This is a genomic window from Ekhidna sp., assembly GCF_965227465.1.
GTDB lineage: Bacteria > Bacteroidota > Bacteroidia > Cytophagales > Cyclobacteriaceae > Ekhidna.
Genome location: NZ_OZ245746.1, coordinates 2574815 through 2598402, shown reverse-complemented (window position 1 = coordinate 2598402; position 23588 = coordinate 2574815). Strand labels below are relative to the sequence as shown.

The window sequence follows — 23588 nt, the reverse complement described above, 5'->3', positions numbered from 1 at the left end:
CCTACAACGGCTACCATAAAGAACTGCAATTAGAAAGACTAAACCAGAAGCAAGCCAGTTGCCAGGAGAGGAGATGCTTTCCAGAATCTACCTGCCGTACTTGACGTTGGTATGTAGGCAGGTGGGTAAACTACGCGTTCCGGTGAAGCGGTGAAAGAAAAGATGAAACTAGTAGAAAGTACTCAGGCGTATTCGTGCTAGCAATTGTTAGTGAATGTTTGATTTTAGTCTTTCATAAAGTCTCTTAGTCAATTCCTTATCAGGATTGTTAATCACCCATAAGTCTTTGTCAGTCTTAATGTAAAGAAAAGGAGGGTATTCTAAATATGTTGATAGTTCGACTGGTCCTAGTTCAGAATAAAACGAGCCTTTTTTAATGTCGCCACTGTCGTGTCCCCATCTTCGTCTTAGGTCACCCGGCAACCCACTTTTCAATTCAATACTTTTGATTTGGTCAATTGAAATATGTTTCTGGAAAAGTCTCCCAATAGTCAATCGATTGGCAGATATTTTTAGCTTTGGTGGAATTGATGAGATGGCAACAATTGCTATTACCAGTAGAAAAATTGTTCCAAGTAACCATCCCATAGACCCGCTTTATGTTCACTAACCTTTAGCTTCTCATCCCATAATTATTCTAAGGAGCTGAATTTAATAACTTAAAAATAAGGAGGTCGAGTGACGAGAAGCAAAGAAAGTTGATAGAATAAAATAAAATTTAACGGTACAACTATCATCCGTAAGCTGGACTTTATAAATATCTACTAAAGTATCGGATAGCACTAGCCATTTCCAAAAGCCAGAAATCGTGGTTATTTTGCACAGAAAGCGGCAGATAGGTATTAGTCACATACATTTTACCGCTTGTTGTGCTTTCGTTTATTTCTATTCTATTAGGTAAGTTAAGGAAACAAGCCCGCTAGAGTAGGTTTTACTATCTGCTAGTTTTAAATTGACTCTGTTTTCAATATTACTAAATAACGGTTTTCCACCACCTAAGATAATAGGATGAACAGATAGCCAAAGTTTGTCTACTAACCCTAAGTTTATAAGTGAAGTTGTAAGTCCACTGCCCCCAAAGAGCCATATATCTTTTCCTTCGGCTTTTTTTATTTTTTGAACTTCTTTTCTAATATCTCTCTTTATCAAAGTTGCACCTTCTTTTACGTAATTGAGCGTTCTAGAAAATATATATTCTTTCAACTTTGGGCCAGGACTTTTTCCAATGGTCATAGTCATTTCATAGGACCTTCTTCCAATAAATACAGTGTCGACTTGTTGAAAAAACTTTGAAAGTCCATAGTCCTGATCGGCGAAACACCAATCATATTCGCCATCGGGCCCTTCAATAAAGCCATCTAGACTAACGGCAAGCCCTAGGATAACTTTTCTCATAGTGAAGTATTATTAGTTAGTTATAATGCACAACAACGTTATATCAGGACCATTCCTGTTATTAACCTTTCAAATATACCTTCAATCCCATATTTAAGGTAATTCAGGCACCTGAAACATAAATTGAGTTTCAACAAGTGTTAATTAACCGTATTATTATTCGGATATAACCGTTTATAATCGGATAGAACTCAATTCACATGTTTTTAATTAAGGGTAGATTAACCCCAATTTCCAGGATCCTCTCTCCATTCCTTTAATGTCTTTAGCGCATCATTTTCAAACATGCGCTCATCCTGCGCGTGATCAAGCAAGTGATGGTAATCGCTTAACACCACCAGTTTCACATCTTTCTGTTCGAAATTTTCTTTGGCAATTTCAAACCCGTACGTAAAGATCGCTACCATGCCCACAACTTCAGCACCTGCTTCTCGCAGCGCATCTGCTGCTGCCAATGAACTTCCACCGGTAGAGACCAAATCCTCTACCAAAAGCACTTTCTGGCCTTTCTCTATTTTCCCTTCAATCATGTTTTGTAATCCATGTCCTTTCGATTTTGATCGGATATAGATAAAGGGTAGACCAAGTTCTTCAGCAACTAATGCACCCTGCGGGATACCAGCAGTTGCTACACCGGCAATTACATCTATGCCATCAAATGAATTGGAAATAGCCAGGGCTAGCGCAGTTTTGATTTTTGATCGAACGTCCGGGTAGGAGAGACTTAATCGGTTATCGCAATAGATCGGTGACTTCCAGCCGGAAGCCCATGTGAAGGGCTCATTAGGACTAAGTTTGATTGCTCCGATTTTTAATAGGTCCGCCGCAACTTCTGCAGCTAGCTTAGGGTTGTAGATTTTGATACTCATGAGTGTGCAAAAATAAAACTCCAGTATTACCCATCAATAATATGAACCGCTTGTTTCATTTTTAATTTATGATTTAATTGCTTCCGTAATTCTGAACGATGAAAATTTTTATAAATGACATTCCTGTTTATATCCTTTCTGAAAAGAAAGTGAACATGAACAGGGCATATGGATTAGTCGTACGTGAGTTTGAAAGCATCGTTCCAGAAGTGTTGGTTGATGATGTGCTAATTATGAATGCTTCCTTTGAACAGATTGACAGTCTGCTCAAGCTAATGACAGATAAGAAGCTCAAAAAAGTACATTCCATTTTTATTTCATCACGGGAAAAACGAGCCTTGATCAATCACATTAAGAGTAAGTTCAAAGTAATTGAAGCGGCAGGGGGTATCGTAGCAAAGGAGGATAAACTCCTAATGATCTATCGGCGAAAAGTATGGGATATACCCAAGGGCAAGCTGGATAAAGGGGAATCTATCGAAGATTGTGCCGTTCGGGAAGTTGAAGAAGAAACCGGTGTAGTCGTGAAAATTGATAAGAAAATTGATGCTGTTTGGCATACCTACACGACGAAGAAGAAATACATCTTAAAAAAGACACACTGGTATGCCATGCACTGTTTGGATGATTCGAAAATGACACCACAAATGGATGAAGGGATAAAGAAAGTGGAATGGATGAATCTGGAAGAGGTTAGGAAGGCATTACACAGCTCCTATCGATCCATTAGGTATGTGATGCAGGAGTATACAAAAATGATGAAGGAGGCCTAACTAAACCTCGTAAGGCAAGAAAGGATTCACATCTCCGCCATACCGGTGAACTTCCCGAATAATACTTGAACTAATAGGAGCAAGCTCAGGTGAAGTAATGAGAAATATGGTCTCTAAATCCTCATTTAGATACCTGTTGATCTGAGAAATGCTATTTTCATACTCAAAATCAGTCGTGTTTCGTAAGCCTCTTACCAGGAATTTAGCCTCATATTTTTCTGCCAACGAAGCAGTTAGTTCATCATAGACCTCAATTTCTACACGGCTTTCATTCGCAAATGCTTCATTGATTTTGCCTACCATCCAATCCAGTTCGAAATAACGATTGTTTTTTGTCGTATTATGTCCAATTGCGATGATCACGCGATCAAAGAGATCCAGACTTCTCATGACAATATCGAAGTGTCCTTTAGTAAATGGATCGAATGAACCGGGGAAAATGGCTGTTTTCATAATGCAGGTAGATATTGCTTACACACAAAGATACCCACTCATCACATCAAAGTATTGATGGTCCTCTACCTCATCGTACAGGTAGCTAAACTTTAAGAATGATGGTTTAGATCCAAAAGAGATGTTTCTAATGTATCGCTTCAGAAGAGACATTTCTTCAGATGCCGGCTTAATAAAACCCCAAACGAAAACATGGCTTTCTTTACCACTCATGCCTAATTCATTGAAAACAAGCATGATATACTTCAGATAGTCTTCTTTTTTTCTGGCTGCAAATTGATTGTAATACAGAAGCTTTTTGCCTTCAGTTGCTACAATATGGATAATACCTCGATCGATAAACGCATACATGCTTTTATCCTCAATGTGATCCGCATGCTTTAGAAAACCTTCGATTAACGCACTCCCCTGATGGATGATGTGGACTTTTTTCTTTTTGTAGATGGATTCAATCCATCTGCATAACTTGGTCTCGGCAGCAAATACATTGACAGAATCGACTGCTACCTGCTTATAGTAGTTGACTTCTTCGAATGCGGTCTTTATCTCGCTATTGATCGCCAGGTAATCAGCGGCAGCTTCCTGCACAAACATACTGGCTGGGACTAGCGAAAACTTATGAGATTTTAAACATAGCTTAACATCCTTCCAAAATCCGGCGGTGAGGTATTCGTGGTTATCCAGTATGTCTTTTATCAACCTAAGACGACCATTTACGGTCTTTATGCCCTGAAGCCGATAATCTTCAAGACCCATCACCACATTGTCCTGAGAATCAACGACTGCAAATTGCAGATCGTAAATTCCAACCTGCATGATAAGCGAGTAATGATCAAGTTCGTCTATGGTGAACTTGGTATCTTTTACTCGCTTAACAAGCTTATAGGTCGATGTGTCTTGTGCAATCAAAATTTTATTCCCAGTTACCCGCTGTGGTCACACTAGTGCGTGATCCAAATCTGAGCGGCTTCCGGGTATTGTATTCACTTTCTTCGTCTCTACTCGGATCAACTGGACGTGGATTTTTTACTTCGATAGCATTCACCAAAAGTCCTGCTTTCGAAATCCGATCTGCCCAGACGTCAAATTTAACCGGCGGTTGTACACCAGGCACATAAGGTAAAGTTTCCAGATTAAAGTTTGGCCATTTACCGGCTCTAAACAATGAATCCATAACCGGAACTGTTCCTAAGGTATCGATATCAACTATTATGCTGTCTTTACCATAAGGTTGAGGAATAATGGTCTCAGTTTTCTCCGTCAGGTAAAATTTACCTGTATCGATAAAAGCTAAAAGTTTATCCCAATCACTGGTATATTGACCATTTACGGTCATATATGCGATCTCAGCCTCTCGAATCATCTTTAATTGTTCAATGATGCGAGCTTCGGCATTTTCAATTCGCTCTGCTTCATTAATGGATGATTTGATACTGTATACTAAAAATACGGCCAATGACACCCATACCACGAGCATGACCACAGAAACAATCTTCGTTTTACTCATTGCTAAATTTCTTTTTCGCTAGGTTTTTGCAATTATAAATATTTAATGGTGATTCTTGAAGCACCAGTTACTATTAATGCTTAAAAGTAATCAAACCCTTAAGTTCCTCAATTTTATCTCTTGCATTAGCGGCGATAAATGCATTATGAATGGTTTCCTGTGGAAGCTTATTTAGTTCTGCGATAGAAAAAAACTTCGCTTCCTTCAAAATTTGCATATCCAGCCCCAATTCCGGATCCATTCCTAGCTTTAAATTACCGGAAATACGCCTGACTTGAAAAAATATTTCAATCGCATGATGATTTGGACCAATATATTCATTGGTAAATAGATATCCTCCAATCTCCACCTCAAGATTTGTTTCTTCTAGAAACTCCTTTTTTAGAGCCTCTTGGAGTGTTTCTCCAAATTCAACACCACCTCCCGGAGGAGACCACAGGTGTCCCATAGGCCCTACTTTGTCATGCTTGAGGAGTAGAATTCGCTCATTTTCTTTTAAAATTCCGCAAGCTCTGACTCTGACTTTTCCGGAAAATGGATCTTTCGATTGGTTTTGGTTCAACATATCAGACAGATGTTCGTTAATTTTGACGTAAAGAACTTAAATCAATATACTCATGAAATATCTAGCAACGTTACTGTTAGTCGGATTTGCATTTTTTGCAACAGCACAGGAAGAAGAGGAACCAATGACGGGCCCTAAAATTTCATTTTCAGAAAAATCATTTGATTTTGGTGAAATTACTCAGGGAGAAAAAGTAGAGCACGTATTCGAATTTGAAAACGTAGGAAATGAGCCTTTGATATTATCTGATGTACGCACTACATGCGGATGTACTGCTCCTGAATGGCCAAGAGAACCCATTGCACCAGGAACCAAGTCAAAGATCAAAGTGGTATTCAACAGTGCAGGAAAAATGGGAATGCAAAACAAAGTGATCACTGTTATGTCAAATGCGGTGAACAACCCTGAACGGGTAAAGATTGTCACCAATGTGATGCCTCCTGATCCTAATAACTAATAATTCCGGGCACCAAAAATGGCGCTCCCAATTCTGACCATATTACTACCTTCTTCGATGGCGATTTTATAGTCGCCACTCATTCCCATGGAGAGGGTGTTCATTTGAACCTGTGTGTGGTCAGAATTCTTTAATTCATCATAGCGTTTTTTAAGCCCGTTAAATTCTCTTCTCACCTGCTCATCATCATCGGTGTTAGTGGCCATCCCCATTAAGCCAACGATTCGAATATTGTTCATTTCTTTTAGTTGGTCTCCATTAAGGATTTCATTCAATTCATCTTGATCCAAACCAAATTTTGTTTCCTCTTCTGCGATATGAATTTGTAAGAGACAATTAACAACCCTATCAACCTTTTCTGCCCTTTTATTTATTTCCTTCAAGAGCTTGAATGAATCCACCCCATGGATAAGATGAACAAAGTCAACGATGTATTTGACCTTATTTCGTTGAAGATGACCTATCATGTGCCATTTTATGTCCTTCGGAAGTTTTTCTGCTTTCTCAGTTAATTCCTGAACTTTATTTTCACCAAAGTCTAAATGACCACAATCGTAAGCTTCTTGAATATCGGAAACCGGCTTAGTCTTGCTTACTGCCACCAATGTACATGACTGAGGCAAACTTTGTTTGAAATCTGCTAAATGACTTGATATTTCGCTCATTATTATCTCTTTTACATCTCTTAAATTTGAAATCTAAAGAATAAGTTTCAATCTACTGAATGGCAATTTTAGGGACATTACTCAAGAAGGGGATCATGTTGAGGGAAAGTTTGGAGCAGATGTATTCCTCCCCACTTGATTTGCAGAAACAAGAGCTAAGAAATTTGCTGATTCATTGTCAGAACACAAAGTTTGGACTGGCCTATTCCTTTGATAGCATTCTGAATAAGTTTAAAGGGGACAATGCTCAATTTTATGAAGCCTTTAAATCTGAAGTCCCTATTTATGATTACGAAAAATTATACGCTGAATGGTGGCATTTGGCGCAAAAGGGACAAAGAGATGTTTGTTGGCCTGGAAAGATTAAATATTTTGCACTAAGCTCAGGTACCTCAGGCTCGTCTTCCAAATACATACCCATTACCCGCGACATGGTGAAGTCCATCCGTAAAACTTCGATGAGACAGATTTTGACCATGAGTAAATATGATCTACCAGCATCTCTTTTCTCAAAGGGGATACTCATGCTGGGAGGGAGCACCGATTTAAAAAGGAGCGGACATTTCTTTGAAGGTGATTTATCAGGAATAACTGCCGCACAGATTCCATTTTGGTTTCAACATTTCTATAAGCCCGGAAAAAAAATAGCAAAGACCAAAAACTGGAACGAAAAGCTGGAAGAAATTGTAAAAAAAGCACCAGAATGGGATATTGGAATAATCGTTGGAGTACCTGCCTGGCTTCAGATACTTATGGAAAGTATTGTCAAGAAGTATCAGGTTGAGACTATTCACGAGATCTGGCCAAACCTTCAAATATTCGTTCATGGAGGTGTCTCATTTGAACCTTATAAGAGAGGGTTTGAGAAGCTTTTGAGTAAACCCCTTTACTACATGGAAACATATCTGGCCTCAGAGGGTTTTATAGCCTTTCAGGCTTTTCCTAATCATAAATCCATGCGCCTGGTACTGAACAATGGTATTTTTTACGAATTTGTGCCCTTTACGGAAGCTAATTTTGATGAGGATGGAAAAATTAAGGAAGGAGCGGAGACGCTTAAAATAGATGAGGTGGTAGAAGGTAAGGAGTATGCACTGCTAATCACTACAAATGCCGGAGCATGGCGATACATGATCGGTGATGTCATCAAGTTTACATCTATTGAAACAAGTGAAATAGTGATTACAGGTAGAACCAAACTCTTCATGAGTTTATGTGGGGAGCATCTTAGTTTGGACAATATGAATAAAGCAATAGAATTGGTTGAGGAGGAGATGAAAATAGATATCAGAGAGTTTACGCTACTTGGGGAACGATCCGGTAGCTTATTTGCTCATCATTGGTATATCGGCACGGATGATACTATTGATGAAAATTTGCTTGCGGAACGATTAGACTTTCATTTAGGGGAACTAAACGATGATTATAAAGTGGAGCGATCTTCTGCTCTCAAAGATTTGATAGTCAGTGTGTTGCCTGTAAATATTTTCTATCAATGGATGGAGGCACAAGGAAAAGTTGGAAGCCAAAATAAATTTCCTCGTGTACTTAAGAAAGAAAAGGCCCAACTTTGGCAAAATTTTCTGATCGACCAAAACCTCCAAACTAGCTAGATGCCCCCTATAATTAACGGACTGATTTTCGGACTGATCTTTCTTTTTGCGCTTGGACCAGCATTTTTCGCATTGATTCAAACAAGCATTCAGCAGGGATTAAAGAAGGCTATTTTTTTGGCAGTGGGTATTTCAATAAGTGATGTTTTTTATGTTGTAATTGTGCTTTTGGGAATGACAAAGGCCTTGGAAACAGATGATTTCAAGTTCTGGATGGGGATTTTTGGTGCCGGCATGCTTAGTGTTTACGGCTTCTACTCGTGGTTCAAGACACCAAAGATTCATACAGAAAACACAGTAATGGACGAGTCGAGTAATGCTAAGCAGTTTGCGAAGGGGTTGTTTCTCAACGGCCTAAACCCTTTCATAATCGTTTCCTGGGCTACCTGGGTGAGCGCCATTGCCATCAATTTTGAGTATCAATTCAACGAACAGATTCAATTTTTTGGAGGAATGCTGATTACCATCTTTACCATGGATGTGGGAAAAGCTTTTGTCGCACACCGATTAAAGCATTTGGTTACCGTAAAGTTTGTTAGAGGAATGAATAGGACAGTAGCTGTTATTTTGATCTTATTCTCTTTGCAGATTATTTATTTTCTATTAACTAATTATGCATAAAAAAACGCGCCCTGAAGAGAGGCGCGTCTTACTTTTTTCAACCTAACTAACTTATTTTTTTATTGGATGGTAAATCCAAATACTTTTTCTTCCCTGTTGGTATTTACTACTAACGTATAAGTTCCTTCATTCAGATTTGTAATCTCAGAAAGGTCTAACTTTTCAGAATTAATTTCTTTTTCATTCTCGTTTAAATAAACTTTAATCTCCTCCTTCTTCGGATTTGATAACCAAATTTTTGTTCCTTTGGTGAATACTGGCTGGCCGCTTTCAATGGCGATCGCCTTATCGCTGAATTGTATTTCCACATCCTGTGGTTGACTTTCAGCCTTAGTGGTGTTAAATGAGACAACAAAGTTGAACGATACCACTGAAATAAGAATTGATATTAGTTTGATCATAACCTGCTTTCTTTCTAATAACTAACACAAACAACGTGAAAAACCCTGACTTGGTATGGGTGTTTTAGTTAAGTTGTCAGAAATGATAGGTGAATCCTCAAAAAAAATCGTTTAGGCCTTTAAGTCCCTTTTATTGAGTATCCAGGTGATAAAAGTCATGTAAATGAAGCCCCAAACGATCGGAATTATCCATTCAAACCACAGTGGACCTTCCTTAATTTCCTGGAAAATATATCTGGCAAATGGACTTTCGTAAAACTTACCGCAAAGCTTTTCAATGGAGTAAATTGGAAAGAATTTGACGATTCCTTCGGTGTAATCTTTAGTGAATGGAGCAAACTCCAATATGCCCGTAATAATTGGCTCAAAAACCATGCTATATAGAAATATAAGAACGATTGCGAATCCTGCTTTTTTAATTACCATCGCCACACTAAATGCAAAAAGACCAAACACAACGAGTTGCATGAAGTAGGCAAGTAGGTGCTCCAGATCTGAAAATATATATTTCAAATCCAGCACGTGGGAGTATTGCAAACCAGCAATTAAACCTGACACGAAAAGTACAATTGTGCAGATAGTTGCCAGGAAAAGGATCAGAGAAAGTTTGGATAACAAAAATTCTCTTTTACTTATTCCATCAATAATGTTTTGGCGCAGCGTATTGTAAGAGAGCTCGTTGTTAACAGAAACAATGATGATAAATGAAATGAGGATTTTAACAAATGATCCAAGCCATGTGGAATTGTGCCAAATGTCCGGAAAATCGTATATGGGCAAGATAGATGGTTTGATTCCCTCAATATCTGCTCCTTTGCTTTCTAACCATTCCAGGAAAAAAACTCCCCCATTGGTAATAATCAACTGTGCCAATAGATAGAGCCCAAACAGAATCCAGAAGACCCGGTAGTGCTTTAGTTTTAGCCATTCTAGTGTAAAAGCTCTAATCATTTTCCTTTAATATTTTTAAGAATTCTTGCTCTAATGATTTGGATTGAGGGATTAGCTTTTTCAATGTAATCCCCTGATCGAAGCAGAACTTATTCAAGTGATCTGAAGTCTGATTTTCTTTTAAGAATGCCATGATAGTGCCATTCTCATTCTCAATTCTTTCCAATCCTTCGAACTTCTCTAGTGTAGATGTGAGCTTGCCCAAATCTTCTGAAGAAATTTCAACGGCATTTGTTTCTCCAAGAATGTCATTTACTGCACCCTCATGAAGTTTTACCCCTTTTCTGAGAATACAGAAATCCGTACATACTTTTTGAACTTCATCCAGTAGGTGACTCGCCATAATGATGGTTTTACCTTGCGCAGCAATGTCACGAATTAGCTGCCTAACCTCTGCTATTCCTTCAGGATCAAGTCCGTTTGTAGGTTCATCCAGCATCAAAACAGGGGGATCAGATAGGAGAGCAGCTGCCAGAGAAAGTCTTTGCTTCATACCTAAGCTGTAAGCTTTAAACTTGTCATTTCTACGGTCGTAAAGGCTGACTTGCTTCAAAATTTCATCGATGCGATCAGTTCCACATTTTTTAATGTGCCCAACTATGCGTAGGTTCTGGACAGCAGTGAGGTAACTATAAAAGCAGGGAGTTTCCAGAATAGAGCCGATCTTTTGTCTGGCCTCTACATTATTCATTCCTCCAAACCATTCGAAGGTCCCACTGGTAGGCGCTACTACCTCCAGGATCATTCCAAGGGTGGTGGTTTTACCACTTCCGTTGGGCCCCAATATTCCATACACTTGACCTTCTTCAATCGTAAGATCTAGTTGATCTACAGCGGTTAACCTTCCAAATTTTTTGGTGAGTTTATTGATCTTTAATACGCTCATTAGAAGTTAAATTGGTCAGTTAATAATGGTAGTACATCCGAACTCTGAAAGCTTTGGAGTAATATGGGGATTTTCCCAAAAGGGATGTCACCCCTGATATAAAAGGCGATAGCATTACCTTCTGCAGCCACTATGCCTACGTATTCTTCTTCTTTCCCGACTATTCTCATTTCTTGTTGTCCAAATAGGGAGATGTACTCTTCAAAGCCCTCTGCTTCGTATGTTTTTATAAGCTCCTTATAACTTTTGGTAACTACTGTGGTAGAATCCAGGGTGTAGATTAAGATCTTCTCAATGTCATTGACCATTTCATTGAACGTAGGATCCTGAGCAATATTGACCATTCGCAATGTACTTGGGTACAGGCAGATGGGATTCATCCATCTTGTCAGTCTGCGAGGCTCAGCAAAATCCTTAATTATGGATTCCTGAGCGATGGATGGTAGTATGAGCAGGACAAGTAGTATAGCGAACAGGTATTTCTTCATGCAGTCGTGATCAAGTAATTTCAAAAAATGGGCGGATAATAACCATATCCGCCCAGGTCAATTTTGTTTTTAGTCTATCGCTTTATCAATATTCTCAAGGTATTTGAGTTGATTGACTCTCATCAGGCTTGCGAGTTTAGAGATTTGTTTTAAATCAATTTCTCCATATAAGCTTACCATGGCAAACTTTTCTTTTCCGCCAGCTACCAGAATCAATTCCTCAATCACACCACCTTTCTCCCGAATAGAAATCTTTACGTTTTCCTCGGCATCCTTTACCGTCATTAACTCTTCAAATCCGGCTTTTTCTACATCCGAAACAGCACCATCATATAAAGCTTTAGGAGCGGATACCTTTTCACTTGCTATCACTTTCATGCCTTTCAACTTACTTGTGATGTCATAAAACAATTGCTCATCTTCTTCACTTCCCTCCATTTCTGCAAAAAGTGAGAACATTTTGCTACTTACAGAGACTTTGGTGAAGGTTTCATCATTTTCATATTTATCCATGTACTTGCTTACAACCTGCTGGCTAAAAGCTGCTCCGGCTATGGATAAAATCATTATCGTTAATACAATCTTTTTCATCTTAATTTTATTTTTAATGGTCTAAATCAAAAGGTTTTGGTTTTCTGTTTTTAGAGAGCACTAGGATTCTTCCTGAAGTTCTTCTTTTGCCTTGTTAATTTTTGTCAGCTCCAGCGTATGATTTTGTCCTTGTTTTAATTCAGACCCGATCATCATTAAAGCTTCCCTTGTCGCTTGCAGGGCCTTTTCAGGATCTTCAATCGCAAATGGATCTTTCTTTGCATCGTTGAATACCAACGCTGCAGTTAAAACTCCAATCGTGATAGTGGCAGCAGCAGAAATCCATGTTTTTTTGCTGGTGATCGATTTTGATCCCTCATACTTTGCTGATTTCTTATTCGCTAAGTATCGAAAGTAGTGCCCTTCATTGCTGAGTGCCGGGTTAGATTTGAAATGTCTTTTGATGACTTTTTCTTCTTCCAAACTGGTCTCACCATTCCAGTACTTTTCCAGTAGTTTATCAATTTGCGATCCCATATGCGTCAATTTTTTGCATGGCTTCTTTTACTTTCTTTCGAGCTCTGTGTATGTTGACTTTTACATCACTTTCTGAAAGCCCGCACGTATCTGCTATGTCCTGATAGCTCATGTCTTCCACTTCGCGAAGATGAAAGACCTCCTGTTGCTTGTTCGGTAGCGTTTTTAATACTGTTGCCATTTGAGACATAAAGTCATTTGTAATGGCCAGCTCCTCTACCGTACCTGTATGTCGCATGTTTACCACTTTTTCATCCAGGTCTGCATACCTGTTTCTTCTAATGATCTCGATGCATCGATTTCTGACAATGCGAAAAGCCCACGCGTTAACTTTTTCAACTTTGTCAAGATCCTTTCGAATACTCCAAATTTTTGTCAGGCAGTCCTGAACTACATCCCTTGCAGTCTCTGGTTCATGAACAATCGATAACGCGTACCGATACATGCCGTCAGAGGCTGGTAAGATGTGCTTATGGTATAGGTTTTGTGACATTCAGCAAGATGATGTGGAAGCCGAATGAAAAGTTACAGATTAGTTAATACTTTTTTTAATCTGTCAACACATTCGTCACAAACGTGGATTTAGTCAGCAACCAAAGTAGAAGGAAAACTGCAGCCCACTTAAGATAAACGAAGTAAAAGTCTGTAGTGTCCTTGTATCGCGTTTCTTTTATTTCAGCTTTTTCAAGACGATCGATCTCATCAAATACCTGGACAAGTGCTTCTTTATCTGAAACACGATAGAATTTTCCATTTCCAATTTGAGCGATTTCTCTAAGTGTAGATTCATCAAATGTGTTTTCAACCATCCTGGGCCTTCCAAAAAAATCTGTTCCGAAAGGTACCTTTCCCTCTCGGCCAATAGCAATAACGTACATTTTTATATTGTACGCATTCGCAAGATTGGCAGCCGTAATCGGATCTACATTTCCAGCTGTATTATCTCCATCACTTAATAAGATCATCACTTTTGATTCGGAAGTGGATTCTCTGAGAAAATTTATTCCTGAAGTGATCGCATTGCCAATAGCCGTTCCCCGACTCTCTATTTTGTCAAAATCGATATCCTCGATGAGCTCATAAAGCAAACCATAGTCTGTTGTAAGTGGGCAAGAGGGGAGCGCATCACCGGAAAAAATAACCAATCCGATTCGATCCTGAAACCTACCGGAAACAAAATTCCTGGCTACTTCTTTTGCAGCTTCCAGTCTGTTAGGAAGGAAGTCCATGATCTGCATTGACTCGGAAATGTCAATATTTAAGACAATGTCTATTCCTTCGCTCCATTGCTCCACTTGTTCATTGGTGGTTTGGGGTCTGGCAAGGCTGGTCATGATGAGCATCAAACTGATGACAAAGAAAACAGGAGGGATAAATCGTAAATAGGTAATCGGGTCACTTCTCAGGTCCTTCTTCGTCAATGCAACTGGCAATTTTTGACTGAATTGGTTCACGATTAGCCATCGCAAGATGAAAATTAAAGGAATGGCGATCATCGCATAAAACCAAAGTGGATTGGCCCAGTCAAAACTTTGAAGTTTGGCCGGTGTAAACCACTCGAATGAAAACCAATCAGCTGTTTTACTTTCCATCTTTTATTTCCTCTACTTTTTTTCCGTAACGATGTTGGGTAAAATTCTCAATCTGTTCAAAATCCTGGAATATATTTTCCTGAATACGTTTTCCATAAACCACTCGATCAATTGATTTCAAAGGTTCCTCGATTTCTCGGGCAAAGTCATGACCTAGAATTTCCTTGGTGGTCATTACAGAAAAAGGAACTTTGTCCAGCCGTTGATGATAGTTTTTCCAGAAAACCAAAGCCTTTTCAGCAAGTTCTGGTTCAGGATCTACTTTCAACTTCGTGATGTAACCATTAAATAATTCTGAGAATTGCTGATACTGGCTTTTTAGTCTATTTAGTTTGATCCATTTGATTATTCGCTTTCCAAAGATTAAAAGCAGAATAATTGTAAGGAGAATTAGGCCTCCAAGCACGTAATAAAGAAGCGGATAATTAAACTGGGTATTAACGTTCTGATAAGCCAGGTTTTTCTTAAGTGAGGTTGAATCTGAAACAAATGGCGCTAACTCAGTGAGAAAAATTGAATCCAGAGGTGTATTGATAACAGTAGAGTCGCTACCATTTAATATGATGGCTGGTAGTTGCAGGTATTGAACTTTATCAATTTCGAATGACTGCACAGTATATACCGTACTGTCAAATGCCATCCCTTCTCTGATGGATGTTGGGAAAAACTTTTTCCCACTAAACTCAAAAGGGATGAAAGAATGCAGGCTATCGGGAAATACCATTTCTATTTCAGGAGGATAGCTTGCAGATACCCAAAAGTTCACATCCTGGCCGATCAAAAGGCTGTCTTCTACAAAACCCCCGCGAACGGAAATTTCCTGTGCGCCAATGTTTAGCGAACACAATCCAGCGATTATCCAAACCAATAGCCTACCTCGTCCTTCTTGCATTGCTTCTGTTTCTATGTCTAAAAAGTTTGATGAGTTTTGGCACATAATCATCTTCAGTACCTATAGAGACATAATTCACATCGTTTCTACGACAAAAATCTTCTAAAGATTCTTTGTTTTTCCCATGTGTTTTATCAACCGCATTTTTAAACTCTTTTGATGAGGTATTTAGCCATATGGTCTTACCAGATTCCTTTTCATATAGTGGCACAATCCCTAGCTGAGGAATTGCAGATTCGCGTTTATCCGAGATGTGAACAACCACTAAATCGTGTTTTCTAGCCAGTCCTCTCATGGAGTGAGTGAAATTCTCATCAATGAAGTCCGAAATTATAAAGACAATTGCCTTTTTGTTCAAAAGGTTTAAGGTGTATTTAATACCATCATCAATATTTGTCTTTCGAGACTTTGGTTTTAAGGAAAACATGCGGTCAATTATCTCATATGCATGTTTTACAGTTTTGCTTGGTTTGACATAATCTTCTACCCGATCAGAATAGCAAAGCAACCCTACTTTACTTCCTTCTCGAATAGCAGAAAGAGCCAATAGTCCGGTCATTTCCTTCGCCAAATCAATTTTTTGACGTTTATCCTTTCCAATTTCCTGTGAGGCAGAAACATCCAAAAGAAAAAAAACAGTTTGCTCTTTTTCTTCAATAAATGTTTTCATGAAAGTACCATGGCCTTTGGCCGTCACACGCCAATCAATATTCCTGACATCATCTCCCCATTGATACGGACGTACATCGTCAAATTCTAATCCTGACCCCTTAAAGATGGAGTGGAAGTCGCCCTGCATCTGCGAATTGATCGCTTTTCTAATGCGTATTTCGTACCGTCTAATTCTTTTTAGGATGTCCTTCATGTCGAGTTTTTAGCGCTATCAAGTTTGGCATTAATATGGCATTATTGATAATTGCATTGCATTGTATGATCTTTGTTCATTGATCATTCAAGCTTTGACCTTCAAAATTATATTTTCACTTATATATTGACTGATTTGAGAAACATTTTTTTAACCGCTCTTGTAATAGTTTTCGCTTGTTCAGATTCAGAAGTCCCTCAGGATCTGATTAGTCAGGATAAAATGGTGAAAGTAATGATAGAAATTCATTTGCTTGAAGCTAAAATAAATAATACACCAATTGATCCATTTGATAGTACTCAGGCTGTTTACGATCATTATGAGGAATTGTTATTTAAAGATTTGGGTATCAATCAGGGTCAGTACGAACGCAGTTTTAATTACTATGTTGATAACCCCAATCAATTTGAGAAAATTTACACTGCAGTAGTGGATACATTGATGGAGAGAGAGAAAAGGTTTAAATAGTGAAAGTATATCCACAGGATATTGAAGAAAAGCTAGGTTTTGATCAGATTCGAAAATACCTGATTCAATTTTGCCAAAGTCTTAGAGGAGCTCAATTAGCACAGAAGGCCAAGCCTACGGAGAAGTACGAGGTGCTTGTCAAGTGGTTAGCTCAGGCAAAGGAAATGATTCGGTTAAAGGGAAGCTCTGAAGATAAGGTGTCTTTTGAATTTCCGGATATCGATGATTATCTGATTCGTATAAAAGTACCGGGTTCATTTTTAGATCCATTGGACTTTCATGAACTCAAGCGAGGAGTAAATACTTTGTCCTCATGGGTTCTTTTTTTCCAAAAAAGGGGAGAGGACTATCCAGAGCTTTTGTCCTTATCAAGTCAAATTGAATTGGATCCGAACCTGGCCATACATATCGATAAAACCATTGATGATCGAGGAGAAGTAAAGGACTCAGCTTCCAGGGAATTAGCAGAAGTTCGCTCAAAAATCACAAAATCAGAACGTGCGGTTCGATCAGCCATCCAGAAGGTGCTTAAAAAAGCCAAAGCAGATCAGTTTACTGAAGAGGACAGTACGTTAACAGTCAGAGATGGCAGGCTTGTTATTCCAATAAAAGCAGAACATAAGAAACGTATTCAAGGATTTGTGCACGATGAATCTGCAACAGGTCAAACGGTTTTCATGGAACCCGGAGAAGTCCTAGACCTGAATAATCAGGTTAGAGAGTTGAAGTATGCAGAAAAACGGGAGGTCATCCGAATCTTAATTGAATTGTCAGATCATGTTAGAGCCAACCTCAAAGATTTAAAGAGTGGTGCCAGCTTGCTTGAAAAATTAGATTTTATTCATGCAAAAGCATTGCTGGCAAGTCATATCAACGGAATAGTACCTGAGCTGGTGAAAAGTACGCAATGTGCATTGGTAAATGCGTTGCATCCACTTTTATATCTCACTCATAAAGAGAGTGGAAAGTCGGTTGTACCACTCAACCTTGACCTTGATCACCAGAAAAGAATCTTAATAATCTCAGGACCAAATGCAGGTGGTAAATCTGTCGCTTTAAAAACGGTAGGATTACTACAATACATGGCCCAAACGGGACTTCCGGTTTCTGTAGGAGAAGAGAGCAAAATGGGACTTTTCTCTTCTATTTTTATCGATATTGGAGATACGCAATCCATTGAAGATGATTTAAGTACATATAGTTCTCACCTCACATCCATGAAATATTTTCTTAAAAACACGGATAAAAAATCCATGTTTTTAATCGATGAGTTTGGTAAGGGAACCGAACCCCAGTTTGGCGGAGCTATTGCGGAATCTGTCTTGCATGAGTTGAATAAAAAGCGGGCATTTGGTATTGTGACAACTCACTATCAAAACCTCAAGAAAATAGGAGATGAAACCCCTGGGTTGATAAATGGGGCTATGAAATATGACCTGGATGCACTTGAGCCACTTTTTGAATTAGAGGTGGGCAAACCTGGGAGTTCATTTGCTTTTGAAATTGCAGGTAAAATTGGATTGCCTAATAGCATCATTGAGTCGGCTAGGAGTAAGATTGGGAGCTCCCATGTTGCTTATGATCAATTGCTGAATCAGTTAGAGAAAGAAAAAGACAAGTTTGAAAAGCTTTCTAAAAAGCTGACAGCTGACCAGGCAGATATTTCGAAAGTCCGCAAAGACTATGAAGATCTTCGCAGTATGCTGGAAGATGATAAGAAACGAATTATTAAAGAGGCCAAACAGGAAGCTCGCCACATCATTGATAATGCGAACAAAGATGTGGAGCGTGTAATTCGTGAAATCAAGGAGAGTAAAGCTTCCAAAGAGCGAACCAAAGCGGCTCGCGATAAATTAGATGAAAAGAAGACCTCATTAAGGTCAAAACCGGTTTCAAAGCCCGTTAAACTTAAGGAGGGGGATGTTGTGAGGGTAGTTGGACAGGAATCATCCGGTACCATTCAAAAAATTAAGGGAAAGCAAGCAGAAGTACTATTTGGGTCAATGAAATCCATTGTATCCATTGAGAAACTTCAAAAAGCGAATAATACTCCGCAAGTGAGTTATCAAAAGCAGGTGAAGAAGTTGGGGATAGACTTGACCAGCAAAATGGCAAATTTTGATCATGAGATTAGTATCAGGGGAATGCGAGCTGATGAAGCTCTGGGAAAAGTGGAGTCATTCATAGATGAGGCATTGCTTGTTGGAGCGGATGAGATCAGAATTGTACATGGGAAAGGTCATGGAGTGCTTAGGGAGATCGTTAGGAATGTCACAAAAGGTCATCCAAGCGTTGCTGGTGTAGCAGATGAACATGCAGACAGAGGTGGAGCAGGAATTTCAATTATAAAGCTACAATGACTGAGTTCACCAGAAATCAGCTAGCTCTTCGAAATGGCAATGACCGAGAAGAAATATGGATTGCCTATCGGGGTGTAATTTATGATGTGACACATTCTAAATTATGGAGAAATGGTAAGCATTATGAACACTGGGCTGGGCAGGATCTTACGGATGAATTACCGGATGCTCCGCACGATACGAAAGTTTTTGAGAAATTGCAGGTTATAGGAAAGTTGGTCTAATGAAAATTATTGAGTCAGGAATAAAGAATGTAGACGCACACGAAAGTGTAAAAGTGGTAATGCCGAGCAACCTTTACGGTTGCGAATTGGCTGAAAATGTCTTCGTTGGACCTTTTGTGGAAATTCAGAAAGAAGTGAAGATCGGTGCACGAACCAAAGTACAGTCACATGCTTTCATTTGTGAGCTAGTTACTATAGGTACTGATTGCTTCATTGGTCATGGTGTAATGTTTATAAACGATGTTTTTTCATCCGGAGGACCGGCTGGCGGAGATGCTTCAAAATGGAAAGCCACAAGTGTAGGAAATAAGGTTTCCATTGGCTCTAATGCCACCATCATGCCTGTGTCTATTTGTGATCAGGTAGTCATAGGAGCAGGATCCGTTGTTACTAAAGACATAACAGAATCAGGTGTATATGTAGGTAATCCTGCCAAGAAATTAAGAAATATATGAGTATTCCTTTTGTGGACCTAAAGGCTCAATATGAGTCGATTAAAAATGAGATTGATTCAGCAATAGAATCAGTAGTAAATCAAACATCATTTATTGGAGGTAGTGTGGTGAGAGATTTTGAGGCAGCCTTTGCTGAATATGTAGGAGTGAAAAACTGTGTAGGGGTGGCCAATGGCACAGATGCCATCGAAATTGCTTTGAGAGCACTCGGAGTAGGGCCGGGGGATGAAGTTATTGTCCCGGCGTTGACCTGGATAAGTACTGCCGGAGCAGTAAATAGCGTGGGGGGAGAACCCATATTTGTTGATGTACTGGAAGATCAACGCACCATAAATCCAGCGTTGATTGAGGAAAAAATCACACAAAAAACAAAAGCAATTATTCCGGTTCATTTCTATGGGTTGCCTGCACAGATGAATGAAATAATGACCCTGGCTCGAAAGCATAATCTCAAAGTGCTGGAGGATAGCGCTCAAGCACATGGAGCACAAATAGATGGGAATCTGGTAGGTACGATTGGCGATATAGCCACTTTCTCTTTTTACCCAGGTAAAAACCTTGGGGCATATGGAGATGCGGGAGCAATTGTTACCAATAATGATGATTCGGCAAATACATGTCGCATGGTTTCAAATCATGGTCAATTGACTAAGCATGATCATCAAATCATTGGAAGAAATAGCCGATTGGATACGATGCAGGCAGCAATCCTAAAAGCGAAACTCCCATATTTAGATGAGTGGACTGAAGCCAGGATTCGAGTAGCTAGTTGGTACAATGAGCAGCTACGAGATGGAGTGACCAAGCCAACTATACCACTAAATATGAAGCATGTTTTTCACTTATATGTCATTCAATCCCCAAAACGAGATGATTTGATGAATAGTCTTAAACAAGAGAATATCGGGTGTGCGCTTCATTATCCAACCCCACTTCCGCATCTAAAAAGCTATGCGTATCAGAATCATAAAATTGGCGATTTTCCGGTTGCTGAAAAATTATGTTCAGAAATTCTCTCTTTACCAATTTTTCCTGAATTGAGTGAAGAGGATCTTGATCGAGTTTGTGATATTATCAATGAATTCAATTCGATATAGCTTCTGGTTTGTTTTATTAACTTCAAGTTGTGCGTACGTTTTTAGCCTCTTTTTTTTTCACTATTCTTTTCCTCTCTTCTATTGAGGTTCAGTCTCAGGAATTGATAAACTATACTATCAAAGAAGGACTACCATCGAACACGATCTATTGTTTAGAACAGGATGATAAAGGGTTCATTTGGTTTGGAACCGATGCAGGTTTAAGCCGATTTGATGGTCGAGAATTCCGAAACTACAGCCTTCAGGAAGGACTTCCCGACATGGATATTTTGAATTTCTACAAGGACTCGAAGGGAAGAATATGGATGTATACATTCAATGGAAGAGTCAGCTTTATAGAAGATGGCAAAATCTATTCATCTGCAAATGCAGCTTTTTTAAAGCACACAGATTTTCAATCCAGAATAACAGGCATTGAAGATAAGGATGGAAAGGTTTACGTGACAGCTTACAAAGAAGGCCATAAGATATTGGATGAATTGGCAAATACCGTTGTTGAAGAGGCAGGCGAAAGTGGTATTAACAACTATTTTCTTGCAATAGCCAATGATGTGTTCTATAAAATAGTTATCACGTCTTCAATTTATGAAGTTTACTATTTGCCATTTGAAGAAATCCAAAGTAATCCTAATTGGATACCACTCAATGTGCAATATGAGAATTTAGCTTCGATCAAGATAGTTGGTTTATCGTATGCGAAAATCTTCAAGAATAACATTTTGGGTATAACTCAATCTTCCACTGAGCCTTTCATATTTCATTTAAATTTATCAGAGCGAGTTTTCCATCAAAGCTTTACCAAGGATTTAAGGATTTACAATTTTGATGAGATTAATGATAAAGTTTTTCTATTTACCAATCTTGGAATAAAAAGCCTTGACATGGAAACTTTCAAAATCTCGGACTATTTCAATTATCAGGAGACGACTGATTTTATAATTGACGCTGAGGGCAATTACTGGATTACCACATTAAATGATGGTGTTATTTTTCAATCAGCAAATGATGTAAAAAAAAATAGGAAGGATTTTATTTTAGTTAAGGGCCTTTACAATCAAAATGATTCAAACTTATTTATAATTAATGACGAAAACGCTGTTCTTAGGATGGATCAAAAAGGGGAATTTTCTCACCTTTTTGATTTGCCTAATAAATCCTATCTAAAAAGTTTGCATGTCGATTCAATAAGCCAGGTTTGGACGCTAAATTCCTCCGGGCTTAGAGTGAATGGAACACAATATTCACAATTATATAGGTCTTCTAACTTAAGTTTTTTTAAAGATGGAATCTTTGTTTTTCAACTACCACCCAGGCCAATTAGTTATTTGAATGTTTCATCCACAAAAAAAATCGATTTTGATTATCAGGATTTAGGGAAGATTTGGGATTTTGAATTTTCATCTTCCAATGAAATAATTTTAGCTTGTGAAAATGGGTTGTTTTTGATGGATTTGGATAAAAAGACGATTGAAAACTATGCCCCATTTGATAGGATTCGCGTAACTGACATTGAAATAGACAAATATGACAATGTCTGGTTAGGTACCAATGGACTTGGACTAGTCAGGGTCAGAAAAGACTCAATAGATTTTTTAAACGATGATGAAATTGAGAAGCATAGAATTGATAATTTTTTTGATGTTTATGCGCGGGTATTATTGGTAGATTCAGTAGTCTATGCATCAAGCCCTAGAGGGGTTAGCAAAGTGACGTTTGGAGCCAAGGGAGTTTATGAAATATATCACATTACTGAATCTAATGGGTTAATACCTGCCAGAATAAATGATTTGACTTATTTCAATGGGAAAATATATGTTGCTCAGGATAATGGCCTTTTCTATTTTGACCATGAGCATGATTTTCAGGATAAGTTGCATTTCCCCATTATCATAGACGAATTTATAGCTGATGATTCCATTTTTAATATCAATTCTTCAAATTTTTTAGTACCGTACGGTACGGATTTGGTCCAAATTAATTGCATGTCAATTTATTATCGGGATCAACAAAATTTGAAATATCAATTCAAATTGTCTTCTGATTCTGAGGAAAACGATAATTGGAATAATAGTGATAATAGTCAGTTCATTTTTCCAAACCTGCCTTCTGGGAAATATAAGTTCCAGGTTCGTGTTAGATCTACAAATAGCGAATGGACAGAGTCTGCTGGTTTATCATTTGAAGTTGACAATGTTTTTTGGAGGACTATTTGGTTTCTACTACTTCTAGGTGTATTTGTTCTCTCAATTTTCATTGGTGTTTATATCTTTTATAATCGTTTGTTAGAGAGAAGAAAAGCTTTAAAAAGGGAAAAAATTGCTTCAGATCTAAAAGCACTTAAAGCTCAGATCAACCCTCATTTCTTATTTAATTCGTTGAATTCAATCCAGTCCTTTATTCTGGAGGAAAATAATGAGAAGGCCGAGAAATACCTGGTTATGTACGGCAAACTAATGCGTACTATTTTGAATCACTCTAATGAGTTGACGGTAGCAATTAAGGATGAAATCGCTTCCATAAATCTGTATATAGAGCTCGAAAAGCTTCGACTTTCGAAACCATTGGATTTTGTGATTGAAATTGATGATATAGACCCACAAATGGATCACGTTCCATCAATGATTATTCAACCTTTGATCGAAAATTCAATTTGGCACGGAATTCAAACAGTTGAGAGGCGCGGGAAGATAATCTTAACTTTTAGGGGAATAGGAAAGGAGATTATGGTATCAATTGAAGACAATGGAAAAGGCATCTCAAGCCAAGATAATCTATCAAAACAAGGGCCGCACGGAGTTCAATTAGTTCGCGAGCGAATTGAATTAATTAATCGCTTAAAAGGGATCACTTCTAATTTTGAAATTCTCTCAAACGAAATGGGAACAAGAGTATCATTTACTTATCCTTTTGATTTAAATTGAGA

28 protein-coding genes are annotated in these 23588 nt (G+C 38.4%); 10 read left to right on the top strand and 18 right to left on the bottom strand.

The features are described 5' to 3' along the window. Positions 1–207: 207 nt before the first annotated feature. The 3 genes from ACO05G_RS11300 to pyrE form a co-directional block, all read right to left on the bottom strand. A complete protein-coding gene (locus ACO05G_RS11300) occupies positions 208–588 on the bottom strand; it encodes a hypothetical protein (protein WP_421762875.1) in 381 nt (126 codons plus the stop codon). Positions 589–885: 297 nt separating this feature from the next. Further along, positions 886–1395: a dihydrofolate reductase family protein gene (locus ACO05G_RS11295; protein ID WP_421762874.1), complete on the bottom strand. Its 510-nt coding sequence runs from the start codon at positions 1393–1395 to the stop codon at positions 886–888. A 221-nt stretch (positions 1396–1616) separates the two neighbouring features. Further along, a complete protein-coding gene (gene pyrE / locus ACO05G_RS11290) occupies positions 1617–2258 on the bottom strand; it encodes an orotate phosphoribosyltransferase (RefSeq protein WP_421765715.1) in 642 nt (213 codons plus the stop codon). A gap of 104 nt (positions 2259–2362) precedes the next feature. Here pyrE and ACO05G_RS11285 point away from each other — a divergent pair, with 104 nt between their 5' ends. Continuing rightward, a complete protein-coding gene (locus tag ACO05G_RS11285) occupies positions 2363–3037 on the top strand; it encodes an NUDIX hydrolase (protein WP_421762873.1) in 675 nt (224 codons plus the stop codon). On the opposite strand, the gene coaD is transcribed toward ACO05G_RS11285, so the two are convergent. The 4 genes from coaD to ACO05G_RS11265 all read right to left on the bottom strand — a co-directional run bounded on the left by coaD (position 3038) and on the right by ACO05G_RS11265 (position 5562). Next, positions 3038–3493 carry a pantetheine-phosphate adenylyltransferase gene (coaD, locus tag ACO05G_RS11280; RefSeq protein WP_421765714.1) on the bottom strand — a complete coding sequence of 152 codons (456 nt, stop codon included), beginning with the start codon at positions 3491–3493 and terminating at the stop codon, positions 3038–3040. 15 nt (positions 3494–3508) lie between these two features. After that, positions 3509–4399, bottom strand: coding sequence for a DUF3822 family protein (locus tag ACO05G_RS11275; RefSeq protein WP_421762872.1), 891 nt, complete (start codon positions 4397–4399; stop codon positions 3509–3511). A gap of 4 nt (positions 4400–4403) precedes the next feature. Continuing rightward, positions 4404–4997, bottom strand: coding sequence for a hypothetical protein (locus ACO05G_RS11270; protein WP_348284050.1), 594 nt, complete (start codon positions 4995–4997; stop codon positions 4404–4406). 73 nt (positions 4998–5070) lie between these two features. Then, positions 5071–5562 (bottom strand): NUDIX hydrolase, encoded by a 492-nt coding sequence (locus tag ACO05G_RS11265; RefSeq protein ID WP_348284051.1) that lies wholly within the window; start codon positions 5560–5562, stop codon positions 5071–5073. Between the two features lie 52 nt (positions 5563–5614). On the opposite strand from ACO05G_RS11265, the gene ACO05G_RS11260 reads away from it, so the two are divergent. After that, complete coding sequence (locus tag ACO05G_RS11260) at positions 5615–6019, top strand: DUF1573 domain-containing protein (protein WP_348284052.1); 405 nt, start codon at positions 5615–5617, stop codon at positions 6017–6019. On the opposite strand, the gene ACO05G_RS11255 is transcribed toward ACO05G_RS11260, so the two are convergent. Then, a complete protein-coding gene (locus ACO05G_RS11255) occupies positions 6016–6684 on the bottom strand; it encodes a YggS family pyridoxal phosphate-dependent enzyme (protein WP_421762871.1) in 669 nt (222 codons plus the stop codon). The genes ACO05G_RS11260 and ACO05G_RS11255 overlap by 4 nt on opposite strands. Before the next feature lie 59 nt (positions 6685–6743). On the opposite strand from ACO05G_RS11255, the gene ACO05G_RS11250 reads away from it, so the two are divergent. Both ACO05G_RS11250 and ACO05G_RS11245 read left to right on the top strand, forming a co-directional pair. Next, positions 6744–8297 (top strand): GH3 family domain-containing protein, encoded by a 1554-nt coding sequence (locus ACO05G_RS11250; RefSeq protein WP_421762870.1) that lies wholly within the window; start codon positions 6744–6746, stop codon positions 8295–8297. Further along, positions 8298–8918, top strand: a complete 621-nt coding sequence (locus ACO05G_RS11245) for a LysE family translocator (protein ID WP_421762869.1) — start codon at positions 8298–8300, stop codon at positions 8916–8918. It abuts the gene before it with no gap. A 59-nt stretch (positions 8919–8977) separates the two neighbouring features. On the opposite strand, the gene ACO05G_RS11240 is transcribed toward ACO05G_RS11245, so the two are convergent. From ACO05G_RS11240 to ACO05G_RS11195, 10 genes are all read right to left on the bottom strand, one after another. Further along, complete coding sequence (locus ACO05G_RS11240; RefSeq protein WP_348284056.1) at positions 8978–9319, bottom strand: hypothetical protein; 342 nt, start codon at positions 9317–9319, stop codon at positions 8978–8980. A gap of 111 nt (positions 9320–9430) precedes the next feature. Further along, complete coding sequence (locus ACO05G_RS11235; RefSeq protein ID WP_348284057.1) at positions 9431–10270, bottom strand: ABC transporter permease; 840 nt, start codon at positions 10268–10270, stop codon at positions 9431–9433. Further along, a complete protein-coding gene (locus tag ACO05G_RS11230; protein ID WP_421762868.1) occupies positions 10263–11156 on the bottom strand; it encodes an ABC transporter ATP-binding protein in 894 nt (297 codons plus the stop codon). The genes ACO05G_RS11235 and ACO05G_RS11230 overlap by 8 nt, the downstream gene beginning before the upstream one ends. Next, a complete protein-coding gene (locus ACO05G_RS11225) occupies positions 11156–11644 on the bottom strand; it encodes a hypothetical protein (RefSeq protein WP_348284059.1) in 489 nt (162 codons plus the stop codon). The genes ACO05G_RS11230 and ACO05G_RS11225 overlap by 1 nt, the downstream gene beginning before the upstream one ends. Positions 11645–11713: 69 nt before the next feature. Continuing rightward, positions 11714–12235, bottom strand: coding sequence for a DUF4252 domain-containing protein (locus ACO05G_RS11220; RefSeq protein ID WP_421762867.1), 522 nt, complete (start codon positions 12233–12235; stop codon positions 11714–11716). Positions 12236–12295: 60 nt separating this feature from the next. After that, entirely contained in the window at positions 12296–12712 is a 417-nt protein-coding gene (locus ACO05G_RS11215; protein WP_421762866.1) for a hypothetical protein, read from the bottom strand. Further along, positions 12696–13205: an RNA polymerase sigma factor gene (locus ACO05G_RS11210; RefSeq protein ID WP_421762865.1), complete on the bottom strand. Its 510-nt coding sequence runs from the start codon at positions 13203–13205 to the stop codon at positions 12696–12698. The genes ACO05G_RS11215 and ACO05G_RS11210 overlap by 17 nt, the downstream gene beginning before the upstream one ends. A gap of 55 nt (positions 13206–13260) precedes the next feature. Next, positions 13261–14304, bottom strand: coding sequence for a VWA domain-containing protein (locus ACO05G_RS11205; RefSeq protein ID WP_421762864.1), 1044 nt, complete (start codon positions 14302–14304; stop codon positions 13261–13263). Beyond that, positions 14294–15196: a hypothetical protein gene (locus tag ACO05G_RS11200; RefSeq protein WP_421762863.1), complete on the bottom strand. Its 903-nt coding sequence runs from the start codon at positions 15194–15196 to the stop codon at positions 14294–14296. Before ACO05G_RS11200 ends, ACO05G_RS11205 begins: the two co-directional genes overlap by 11 nt. Next, positions 15177–16061, bottom strand: coding sequence for a DUF58 domain-containing protein (locus ACO05G_RS11195; protein WP_348284067.1), 885 nt, complete (start codon positions 16059–16061; stop codon positions 15177–15179). The genes ACO05G_RS11200 and ACO05G_RS11195 overlap by 20 nt, the downstream gene beginning before the upstream one ends. Positions 16062–16196: 135 nt before the next feature. Here ACO05G_RS11195 and ACO05G_RS11190 point away from each other — a divergent pair, with 135 nt between their 5' ends. The 6 genes from ACO05G_RS11190 to ACO05G_RS11165 are packed head-to-tail and all read left to right on the top strand — an operon-like array spanning position 16197 to position 23586. Then, positions 16197–16529 carry a DUF4296 domain-containing protein gene (locus ACO05G_RS11190; RefSeq protein ID WP_421762862.1) on the top strand — a complete coding sequence of 111 codons (333 nt, stop codon included), beginning with the start codon at positions 16197–16199 and terminating at the stop codon, positions 16527–16529. After that, entirely contained in the window at positions 16529–18889 is a 2361-nt protein-coding gene (locus ACO05G_RS11185; RefSeq protein WP_421762861.1) for an endonuclease MutS2, read from the top strand. The genes ACO05G_RS11190 and ACO05G_RS11185 overlap by 1 nt, the downstream gene beginning before the upstream one ends. After that, positions 18886–19113 carry a cytochrome b5 domain-containing protein gene (locus ACO05G_RS11180; RefSeq protein WP_421762860.1) on the top strand — a complete coding sequence of 76 codons (228 nt, stop codon included), beginning with the start codon at positions 18886–18888 and terminating at the stop codon, positions 19111–19113. Before ACO05G_RS11185 ends, ACO05G_RS11180 begins: the two co-directional genes overlap by 4 nt. Next, on the top strand, positions 19113–19568 hold the full coding sequence (locus ACO05G_RS11175) for an acyltransferase (protein WP_421762859.1): 456 nt from the start codon (positions 19113–19115) through the stop codon (positions 19566–19568). The genes ACO05G_RS11180 and ACO05G_RS11175 overlap by 1 nt, the downstream gene beginning before the upstream one ends. Then, complete coding sequence (locus ACO05G_RS11170) at positions 19565–20665, top strand: DegT/DnrJ/EryC1/StrS family aminotransferase (protein ID WP_421762858.1); 1101 nt, start codon at positions 19565–19567, stop codon at positions 20663–20665. The genes ACO05G_RS11175 and ACO05G_RS11170 overlap by 4 nt, the downstream gene beginning before the upstream one ends. Positions 20666–20694: 29 nt before the next feature. Further along, entirely contained in the window at positions 20695–23586 is a 2892-nt protein-coding gene (locus tag ACO05G_RS11165) for a histidine kinase (protein WP_421762857.1), read from the top strand. Positions 23587–23588: the final 2 nt, after the last annotated feature.